Origin of the sequence: Actinoplanes sp. NPDC051633 (assembly GCF_040681735.1) — a bacterium.
Classification (GTDB): domain Bacteria; phylum Actinomycetota; class Actinomycetes; order Mycobacteriales; family Micromonosporaceae; genus Actinoplanes.
Genome location: NZ_JBFAZH010000280.1, coordinates 1 through 7,723, shown reverse-complemented (window position 1 = coordinate 7,723; position 7,723 = coordinate 1). Strand labels below are relative to the sequence as shown.

Below are 7,723 nucleotides of genomic sequence, written 5' to 3'. Positions count from 1 at the left end.
GCCGCGCCGGGCCGGTCCGACGGCGTCTTGGCCAGGCATCGCAGGCAAAGGGTCGCCACCTCGTCCGGCAGGCCGGGCAGCGCCGGCACCGGATCCGGTTCGGCGTAGAGGTGGGCCCGCAGCGCCTCCGTGGTGTTCTCGGCCGGCCACGGCAGCCGCCCGGCGAGCGACCGGTAGAGCAGCACGCCCAGGGCGTAGACGTCGGTGGCCGGGGAGACCGGCGCGCCCGCGAGCCGTTCCGGAGCGAGGTAGGCGGGGGTGCCCAGCAAGCTGCCGTCCGGCGCGGCGTCCTGCTGCCCGACCAGTGCGGAGATGCCGAAGTCGACGACCTTCGCGCCGGTCGGGGTGAGCATCACGTTGGCCGGGGTGATGTCGCGGTGCACGACGCCGCGGGCGTGGGCGGTGGCCAGGGCCGAGGCCACCTCGGCGGCCATCGTGACGGCGTCGCGCCAGGCCAGCGGGCCGTCCCGGCGGACCCGGGCGGCGACCGACTCGCCGTCGTTGAGCTCCATCACCACGTACGGCACGGTGTCGTCCGGCAGCGGGAACTCGCCGAAGTCGAAGATGCTGGTGATGTGCGGGTGGCAGAGCCGGGCCGCGGCGAGCGCTTCCTGGCGCATCCGGTCGCGGGCGTCGCCGCCGGCCTGCTGCGGGGTGAGCACCTTGATGGCGACCTGACGGCCGAGGGTCTCGTCGAGGGCGCGCCAGACCTCGGACATGCCGCCGGTGCCCAGTTTCTCCACGAGGCGGTACCGGTCCGCTATGCGCCGTCCGATCCGCCCCATATGCCGATTGTGCTGCGTAAGACCATGCGGCGATGCCGCTAGGAGATATGTCCGGTAGCTACCCCTGAAGTAGCTGGTCGACCGGTGCGTAGTCGTCAGTGAGCACTCGGGCGTCTCCGACGAAGTCGTCCAGCTCCGGCCCGGAGAGCAGCGACACCGGCTCGTCGGCCAGGTCGAGCGCGTCGCGCAGGACGGTCAGCCGCAGCGGCGACTTCGAGCCGACGATGACGAAGTTCGCGCCGGTCTCGCCCTTGATCGCTGCCGGGGGCGCGATCAGGGCCACGTGCGGGAAGACCGCCGCGACGGTGGCCAGCTCGGCCCGGACGAAGCGGTCCGGCGGATAGTCGATGACGTTCTGGGCGTACACGCCGTCGGTCTTCAGCACGCGGGCGATGTCCGCGGCCATCTCCTTGGTGGCGAGGTGCCACGGCACCACCAGGTGACCGAAGGCGTCCCCGATCACCAGGTCGTACGCTTCGGTGCGCTCGGCGGCCAGCCCCACGCGCGCGTCGCCGACCCGCACCCGCAGCTGCGGCCCGGTCCTCAGCCCCAGCTCGCGCTCGTCCAGCTCGACCAGCCCGCCGTCGAGCTCGATCACCTGCTGGTCACTGCCCGGGCGGGTGGCCGCGACGTAGGCCGGCATGGTGAACCCGCCGCCGCCCAGGTGCAGGGCGGACAGCGGTGCGTCCGGCGGCCGGACCGTGTCGGTCACCGCGCCCAGCCACTGGGTGTAGGCGAACTCGAGGTTCTCCGGGTCGTCCAGGTCGACGTACGAGTGCCGGGCCGAGTTCAGGATCAACGTGCGCCCACTCGCCAGCGCGGGGTCGTGGTCGATGCGCGCGCAGTGGTACGCCGTCTCGACGTCACACGGCGTCGGCGCCAGGGCCCCCAGACCCGCTCCGACCAGCCCGACCGCGGCCAGGGCCGCCCGCGTCCTCGGCTTGCCCGGCGTGATCGTGGACCGGCGCAGATACCAGCCGAGCCCGAACCCGGAGACCGCGAGCACTCCGGCCAGCGTCAGGATGATCGCGCTGCTGGGCAACGCCGCGACGAAGATGAAGCCGGTGCCCAGGGTGGCGGTGATCGCGCCGAGGGTGCCGAAGCTGGACAGCCGGCCCACCACCTGGCCGGTCTTGCGCAGGTCGCCGAGCTGCAGTTTCACCACCAGCGGCGTGATCCCGGCGAGCAGGAACGCGGGCAGGAACACCGCCATCGCGGCCAGCAGCAGCACCGCCGGTGCGGCTCCGCCGCGCAGCACCTCACCACCCCAGCGCACCAGTGGCAGCGTGATCGCCGTGCCGATCGCGCTCAGGATCAGCGCGGGCGCGAGCAGCATGCGTGGGTCGAACTTGTCGGCGAGCCGGCCGCCGAGCCAGGTGCCGTAGGCGATGGCCGCGAGCGAGATGCCGATCACCGAGCTGCTCACCTGCAGGGTCACGCCGACATACGGGCCGACCAGCCGCAGGGCGACGATCTCGAGGACGAGCACCGCGCCACTGGCGAAGAACACGAGGGCGGTGGCCAGGGCGTTCGGGAGCGGGCGCGGTGTTTCCATCGCGCGAAGACTACCGACGGCCACCTGCAGAAGAACTGAGAGGCTCAGAGAACGGAGAGGTGCACGTGGTTGGTGTGGTCCGCGCTCGGGCTGCCGGACCCGCTGTACGAACGCCACCCGGTCGACGGCATCCAGATCTCCCGGAACCAGATCACGTACATGACGCCGAGCCGGTCGGCGTTCTTCACGAAGTACGCGGCCAGGTTGTTGCCGTACGTCCGGCTGGACCCGCTCGCGGTGCCGCCGAACCCGCCCTTGTCGGCGGCGAAGTCACACGCCCGGCCCTTGGGATGCTCGCCGGAGGAACGCTGGCTGAAGCAGGACGTGTGGTGGTCGAACCCGGCCTTCTTGGCCTGCTGATAGGAGTTGAGCAGCCGTGGCGTGATGCACCCCGAGGTGGTCGGGTCGTCGATGGTGCACTTCTCGTCGGGCCACGAGCCGTCGGAATTGCGGGGCGCCGGCTTGGCCAGCGGAGAGTTCGCGCTGACGAATCCGCCGGCCACCTGGCCGCCACCGGCGGCGGCCAGGGCGTCCTCGGCTTCCTTCTTCTTCTTCGCCAGGACGGTGACCTGCTTCTGCTGTTCCTTGATCTCCAGGGACAGCGCGGCATTGGCCCTCTGGTGTGTCTCCACCGCCGCCCGGTATCGCTCCAGTGCCTTGCCGTCGAGCCGAGCCATGACGTCCAGCCCCTTGGCGCGCTGCAGGAACGTGTCCGGCGAGGTGGCGTTGAGCAGCAGGCTCATCGTGTTGAAGCGCCCGAGACGGTAGGCGCGCCCGGCCACGGCACGGACCTCGGTCTCCATCGCCGTCACCTCGACCTGCGTCCGCAGGATCGTGACCTGCAGCGACTTCTGCCGCTTCTGCGACGCCGCCAGCCGCTGCTTCGCCACGATGTGCCCCTTGGCGGCCGACTCCAGCGCGGCGCGCAGGGTCTTGCTGGCGCCTTCCGGATCGGGCGCAGCGCTCGCCCGGCTCGCGGGTCCGGCCAGCACGGCCGCCAGCACGACGGCCGTCAGCACCACCGCCTGAAGCGCGATGGCAGCAGCCTGCCGCCCGAGGAGAGTCGCCGCCACGGTCTACCTCCCAAGGTTCCTTGAGCGGAGGGGACTGTACTCGCCCCCGTGGGGTAGACGCACCTCGATCAGGTGGCCGAATATCCACCATCGACGAAGAGTGTCTGACCCGTGACGGCAGCGCTGGCGTCACTCGCCAGATAAAGGACACAACCCACAAAATCTTCGGGTACGCCGTTACGACCGGTCATCGTCCTGGCGGCATGGGCCGAGACCTTGGCCGGGTCGGCGAACACCTGCTCGGTCAGCGGGGTGTGCACCACGCCCGGCGCGATCGCGTTGCAGCAGACGCCGCTGCGCGACCATGCCTCGGCCTGCGACCGGGTCAACGCCACGAGGCCACCCTTGGACACGCCGTAGGCGCCGCTGTTCCCGTACGCCCGGAAGGCCTGCTGCGACACGACGTTGATGATCCGGCCCCGGCCGCGCTCGGCCATCCGCGGCCCGCAGGCCTGGCCGAGCAGGAACGGCGCGGTCAGGTTCACCGCCAGCGTGACGTCCCAGTCGTCCTCGGTGAGCTCACCCAGGGGCGGGCGGCGGTTCACACCCGCCGCGTTGACCAGCACGTCCGGCACCCCGTACCCGTCCAGCACCGCGCCGATCGCGGCCTTGACCGCCGCACGGTCGCCGAGATCCACCGGGATCGCGGCGCCGGATCCACCGATCTCCGCCACCGTCTCGTCCAGCGCCGGCCGGCCGCGGGCCATCACCACGACCCGTGCCCCCGCCCGGCCGAGGGCGACCGCCATCGCCCGCCCGATGCCGGAGCTGCCACCGGTCACCACCGCGAGGCGCCCGGACAAACCGAAGATCTGATCAAGGTACGAGGCCACGAGCGCACTTTAGTGTGGAGTGATGTTCACGGAGGCGTTCCCCATCCTGACCGTGCCGGACCTGCCGGCGACCGTGGCCTTCTACCGCGACCTGCTCGGCTTTCGTCCCGCCTACCAGTTCCCGCCCGACGGCGAGCCCCAGTTCGTCACGCTGCGGCTCGCCACCGGCGAGCTGGGGCTGGCGGCCGGCGATGCCGGGCCGGCCACCGCCTACACCCTCTGCGTGTACGCCGACGACTGCGACGCCGCGGTCGAGACGTTGCGCGCGGCCGGCACCACGATCGTCGAGGAGCCCGCGGACATGCCGTGGGGCGAGCGGACGGCACGGGTCACCGACCCGGCCGGCAACGGGATCCTGATCGTGGCGAAGCTCGAACCTGAGCTCTAGAACTCGTAGCCCGGGAAGAGCGTGTCGCGGACGGTGTGCCAGACGTCGTCGTTGGGCGTGACCAGCAGGCCGCGTTCCGAGTCGGCGGGGTGGTAGGCGCTGCCGTCCAGGTGCAGGACGGTGCCGCCGGCCTCCCGCAGGATCAGCGAGCCGGGCACGTGGTCCCACGGCAGGACCCGCCAGAAGAGGGCGAACTGCTGCTCGTCGGTGGCCACGGCCGGGTATTCGTACCCCGCGCAGTGGTGCCCGGCGGTCACCTCGCCGAGCCGGTGCCCGTGCTTTTTCGCCAGCTCACGCAGGTCCTTCGTGAGGTATTTCCGAGCGACCACACCGCGCAGCAGCGATGCGCCCGGGTCGTCGGTGCGCGTCTTCACCCGCACCCCGTCGATGTACGCCCCGCTGCCCGCCTCGGCGACGGTCATCCGGTCGTCGACCACGTCGAGGATCCATGACGCGGCCGGCTCGCCCTCGCGCAGCAGCGCCACCATGATCGCGAAAGGGGTCTTGCCGGCCGCGAAGTTGTTGGTGCCGTCGACCGGGTCCACGATCCACACCGCGCCCTGCTCGTCGACCCGCCGCAGCACCGCCGGGTCGGCCGCGACCGCCTCCTCGCCGACCACCAGCGAGCCCGGCAGCAGGGCGGTGAGCCCGGCGGTCAGCGCCCGCTCGGCCTCCTGATCGGCCACCGTCACCAGGTCGCCGGGCGCCTTCACCTGCACGTCATCGGAGTTCAGGTGCCGGAACCGCGGCAGCACGACGGTCGCCGCGACCTCGCGGATCAGCGCCTCGACCTGGTCAAGCACGCGGCGGCAGCTTCACGACGCTGACGAAGAACTCGTCGATCTGGCGGATCACCGCGATGAACCGCTCGAAGTCCACCGGCTTGGTCACGTACGCGTTCGCGTGCAGCTGGTAGCTGCGCAGGATGTCCTCGTCGGCCTGCGACGTGGTGAGCACGACCACCGGGATCCGGCCCAGCTCGTCGTCCTTCTTGATCTCCTCGAGCACCTCGCGGCCGTCGCGCCGGGGCAGGTTGAGGTCGAGCAGGATCAGGTCGGGGCGCACCGCGTCGGTGAACTGCCCCTCGCGCCGCAGGTAGGCGAGTGCCTCGGCGCCGTCGGACACCACGGTCAGCCGGTTGCGGACCTTGTGCTCCTCGAACGCCTCCTGCGTCATCAGCACGTCGCCGGGGTCGTCCTCGACGAGCAGCACCTCGATGGGCGTGCCGTCCTGCCTGATCGGACCGGTCATGGTGCCGCGACCTCTTTCGGTGACTGCGATGACGGTGTTTCGGGGGCGGGCTCCGCCTCCTGCACCGGCAGGCCCGCCAGAACTGGCAGCGTGAAGTTGATCGAGGTGCCCTCGTCGACGTCGAGATCGAGCCAGATCCGTCCGCCATGATATTCGACGATCTTCTTGACGATGGCGAGCCCGATCCCGGTGCCCTCGTACGCGTCCTTCGCATGCAGGCGCTGGAAGATCACGAACACCTTGTCGGCGAACTCCGCCTCGATGCCGATCCCGTTGTCCCGCACGTTGACGTGCCACTCCTCGCCCTCGAGCCACGCGGTGATCTCGACCCGCGGCGGCACGTCCGGGCGGCGGAACTTGAGGGCGTTGCCGATCAGGTTGACGAACAGCGTGGTGAGCAGCGGCTCCTCGCCCTCGACCACGGGCAGCTCGTGCCAGACGATCTCGCCGTCCTCGCCGGCCCGCGCCTCGAGCTGCGACTTCACCTCGCCCAGCACCTTGTTCAGGTCGACCTCGGTGAAGCCGGCGGTCAGCCGGCCGATGCGGGAGAACGCGAGCAGGTCGTTGATCAGCCGCTGCATGCGCTGCGCGCCGTCGACGGCGAAGCCGATGTACTGGTCGGCGCGCTCGTCGAGCTGCCCGGCGTAGCGGCGCTGCAGGAGCTGGCAGAAGCTGGCCACCTTGCGCAGCGGCTCCTGCAAATCGTGCGAGGCGACGTAGGCGAACTGTTCGAGGTCGCGATTGGACCGGACCAGCTCCTCGGCCTGCGTCTTGAGCTGTTCGTTGATCCACTCCACCTGCGCCCGAGCCTCGCGCACCTCGGTGAGCTCCGCGGCGATCTGTGTGCGCATGCCGTCCACGTCTCGCGCGAGCGTTCGCAGCTCCGGCGATCCCGCGCTGACGATGCGCTTGTCATAGTCGCCCTTCGCCACTTCCCGGACCTGCTCGGCGAGGTCGACCACGGGCTGGGTGACCAGCCGGTCGATCAGCAGCAGCAGGGCGGCACCGGCCAGGATGATGATCGCGGCCGCGGAGATCTGGATCGCCACCTGGGTGTTGCCGGTCTGTTCGGCGGCGTCGGCGGCCGAGTTGCGAACCTTCAGGATGGTGCTCTTGAGCCGCTCGATCGACGTCCGCACGGCATCGAACTGTGCGGTCGACGCCGCCCTCACCAGCGCTTGACCGGCCTCCGGGCCCTGCGCGCGGACGGCCGCGATGACCGGCTCGGCCACCGTCGCGCGCCATCGGTCGGCGTTCTGCCGGAAGTTCAGGAGGGCCGCACGGACGTCGGAGTCGTCGAAGAGCACCTCCCCCTGCTCGATGACGGTGAGGAGCCGGCGTTCCCGGGCCAACCCGTCGTCATACGGCCTCAAGGTGTCCTGCCGGCCGGTGATCGCGTAACCGCGGATGCCGGTCTCCTGGTCGACCAGTGCGGTCACCAGGTTCTCTCCGGCGATGCGCATCGGACCGGTCTTGTTGAGCACGGTGTCGAGATTCTCGTTGCTCTCCGCGGCGGTGATCGCGGCGAAGACGCCCAGCGCGGTGAGCAGGAAGGCCACGGTGGCGACCAGGGCCGTCACCCGCCGCCGCAGCGTCCAGGTGCGCAGCTTGAAGACGCTCATCGACCGCTCCCTCGCGAGATCAGCAGCATCGCCACATCGTCGGCGAGCGGGCCACCGTTGGCGTGCTCGGCGCGACCGACCAGCCAGGCCGGCAGGGCTGCCAGCGGCACCTCGCGGGCGGCCTCCTCGTCGAGGAGCGCACACAGGCCCTCGACCTCGAGCCGCTCGTTGCCGACGCCGGTGTGCCCCTCGATCAGCCCGTCGGTGTAGAGCAGC

Annotated in this window: 9 protein-coding genes; 1 reads left to right on the top strand and 8 read right to left on the bottom strand. The window is 70.8% G+C overall.

The genetic code is table 11. The features are described from left to right. The 4 genes from AB0M20_RS17580 to AB0M20_RS17565 form a co-directional block, all read right to left on the bottom strand. Positions 1 to 785 (bottom strand): serine/threonine-protein kinase (locus AB0M20_RS17580; protein WP_364299269.1); only part of this gene is annotated, 785 nt, incomplete at its 3' end. 58 nt (positions 786 to 843) lie between these two features. Beyond that, on the bottom strand, positions 844 to 2,340 hold the full coding sequence (locus AB0M20_RS17575) for a fused MFS/spermidine synthase (protein WP_364299267.1): 1,497 nt from the start codon (positions 2,338 to 2,340) through the stop codon (positions 844 to 846). A 44-nt stretch (positions 2,341 to 2,384) separates the two neighbouring features. Continuing rightward, positions 2,385 to 3,413, bottom strand: coding sequence for a hypothetical protein (locus AB0M20_RS17570; RefSeq protein ID WP_364299265.1), 1,029 nt, complete (start codon positions 3,411 to 3,413; stop codon positions 2,385 to 2,387). A 68-nt stretch (positions 3,414 to 3,481) separates the two neighbouring features. After that, positions 3,482 to 4,246, bottom strand: a complete 765-nt coding sequence (locus AB0M20_RS17565; RefSeq protein ID WP_364299263.1) for an SDR family oxidoreductase — start codon at positions 4,244 to 4,246, stop codon at positions 3,482 to 3,484. Positions 4,247 to 4,268: 22 nt separating this feature from the next. Between AB0M20_RS17565 and AB0M20_RS17560 the strand changes: the two genes are divergently transcribed. Further along, complete coding sequence (locus AB0M20_RS17560) at positions 4,269 to 4,634, top strand: VOC family protein (RefSeq protein WP_364299261.1); 366 nt, start codon at positions 4,269 to 4,271, stop codon at positions 4,632 to 4,634. On the opposite strand, the gene AB0M20_RS17555 is transcribed toward AB0M20_RS17560, so the two are convergent. The 4 genes from AB0M20_RS17555 to AB0M20_RS17540 all read right to left on the bottom strand — a co-directional run. Then, positions 4,631 to 5,437: an inositol monophosphatase family protein gene (locus tag AB0M20_RS17555; protein ID WP_364299259.1), complete on the bottom strand. Its 807-nt coding sequence runs from the start codon at positions 5,435 to 5,437 to the stop codon at positions 4,631 to 4,633. The two genes, AB0M20_RS17560 and AB0M20_RS17555, sit on opposite strands and share 4 nt — an antisense overlap. Beyond that, a complete protein-coding gene (locus tag AB0M20_RS17550; RefSeq protein ID WP_364299257.1) occupies positions 5,430 to 5,885 on the bottom strand; it encodes a response regulator in 456 nt (151 codons plus the stop codon). The genes AB0M20_RS17555 and AB0M20_RS17550 overlap by 8 nt, the downstream gene beginning before the upstream one ends. Next, positions 5,882 to 7,507, bottom strand: coding sequence for an ATP-binding protein (locus AB0M20_RS17545; RefSeq protein WP_364299255.1), 1,626 nt, complete (start codon positions 7,505 to 7,507; stop codon positions 5,882 to 5,884). The genes AB0M20_RS17550 and AB0M20_RS17545 overlap by 4 nt, the downstream gene beginning before the upstream one ends. Further along, positions 7,504 to 7,723: SpoIIE family protein phosphatase (locus AB0M20_RS17540; RefSeq protein ID WP_364299253.1), on the bottom strand; the 220-nt coding region annotated here is incomplete at its 5' end. The genes AB0M20_RS17540 and AB0M20_RS17545, both read right to left, overlap by 4 nt.

What these genes read in the sequence shown, in the direction of transcription:
- AB0M20_RS17575 (WP_364299267.1), bottom strand. Translation starts at nt 2,340, where the DNA reads ATGGAAACACCGCGCCCGCTCCCGAACGCCCTGGCCACCGCCCTCGTG.
- AB0M20_RS17560 (WP_364299261.1), top strand. Translation starts at nt 4,269, where the DNA reads ATGTTCACGGAGGCGTTCCCCATCCTGACCGTGCCGGACCTGCCGGCG.
- AB0M20_RS17550 (WP_364299257.1), bottom strand. Translation starts at nt 5,885, where the DNA reads ATGACCGGTCCGATCAGGCAGGACGGCACGCCCATCGAGGTGCTGCTC.
- AB0M20_RS17545 (WP_364299255.1), bottom strand. Translation starts at nt 7,507, where the DNA reads ATGAGCGTCTTCAAGCTGCGCACCTGGACGCTGCGGCGGCGGGTGACG.